Here is a 1423-nt window from a genome sequence, read left to right as displayed (position 1 = left end):
GGGCGAGGGGCGGGGGGGAGCCGTCGAGGCCGGTTCAGCGGTGCGCGCGGCGCAGCCGACGGGCCTTTACCACCATCGCGCCGCCGCCGATCAGGAGCCCGGTGGCGGTGAAGCCGGCGGGCAGGAGGCCGTCCGGGCCGGTCGCGGCCAGCTCCGGGCGGCCGCTGTCCACAGGGGCTTGGCCCGCCTCCGCGGGCGGCCGGGGGCCGGCGGTGGAGTCGGTGGCGGCATCGGCATCGGTGCCGGTGTCGGTACCGGTGTCGGTACCGGTGTCGGCGTCAGCGTCTGTGTCGGCTCCCGGCCGGTTCGCGTCCGGCCGGGTCTCGGGCGGGATTTCGCGCGGAGTCTCTCCGGTGCCGCCGACCTCGCCCGTCTCACCAGTGACATCCGTGTCACCCGTATCGCCTGTATCACCGGCGCCGCTGTCCTCGACGACGGTGAAGGGGTAGTCCTCGGACTCACCGACCCAGGCCCCGTCGTCCTTGCCCGGCTTGCCGGCCGTACCGCCCGCCGCGTGCTGCCGCTGGACGATGGCGGCGTTGGCGGTGATCCGGCCGGGGCTGGTGTCGGAAGTGAACGCCATCCGGACCTGGATGGTGACGGTGCGCCCGGCGGGAACGGTGAAGCCGTCGAAGGAGTCGCCGCCCGTGCCGCCGAAGACACCGATGTGCTCGTCCAGGTCGGTGGTCTCCCAGGTGACGCGGTGCTCGGTGCCGGGGCTGGCCTGATCGGAGAACTTCAGCTGGATCTGGTCCGAGGTCAGCTTGCGGTCCTCGTCGGTGAGGACGAGCACGGGGTGGATGGCCCGGCACGACTCGGTCGTGGTGTTGGTCAGCTCCAGGAACCAGGTTCCGTAGCCGCCGCCGGACGCGTACGTGTCCGGGCCGCCGAGGATGCGGGTGCTGATCGGGAAGTCCTTCGCCGCCGGATCACCGCAGGCGGGCTGCTGGTCGGCGGTGGTGGAGCCGGGCGAGGAGACCGGGGTCGCCGAGGACGCCGCGGAGGCGGGCGCGGCGGATGTGCCGCCGAGCACGACGGCGGGGACGACGCTCGCCGCGGCCAGCCCGAGCGCGAATCCGTGCCGGGTCCGCCCGGGGGACGCCGGGGACGAGGGCGAGGAGGGACTCGCAGGGGCGGTGAACACCGGGATGGACGCGGCCGTGGCCAGGGGGACGGACGTGGGACTGGTGCCGGGGATGGAGTCGGCGATCCGGCCGGGCGTCGAACCCGTTACGCGGCCGGGCTCCGGGCCGGCCGGTGCGGAGGCCCTGGAAGGCGGCCCGGCCGGGGTCGGTGTGGGGGACATCTGGGGGATCACCCTTCGCTGGTCGCGAAACGGTCGGCTCACCCCGTGCGCCGGAGTTCACCGGTTCTGGGCCGCGACGCTGCCACGCACGCGCGAGACCCCGGCCCCGACATGCCG

General features: G+C 74.6%; 1 protein-coding gene. It reads right to left on the bottom strand.

Features of this window, described 5'->3' with window-relative positions:
• Positions 1-34 precede the first annotated feature (34 nt).
• Complete coding sequence (locus AADR41_RS42065; RefSeq protein WP_342287745.1) at positions 35-1306, bottom strand: hypothetical protein; 1272 nt, start codon at positions 1304-1306, stop codon at positions 35-37.
• Positions 1307-1423 lie beyond the last annotated feature (117 nt).

It is taken from the genome of Streptomyces sp. CLV115 (assembly GCF_038448545.1).
Lineage (GTDB): Bacteria > Actinomycetota > Actinomycetes > Streptomycetales > Streptomycetaceae > Streptomyces > Streptomyces sanglieri.
Note: the sequence above shows the minus strand (reverse complement) of the source record. Positions and strands in the feature narration are given on the sequence as shown.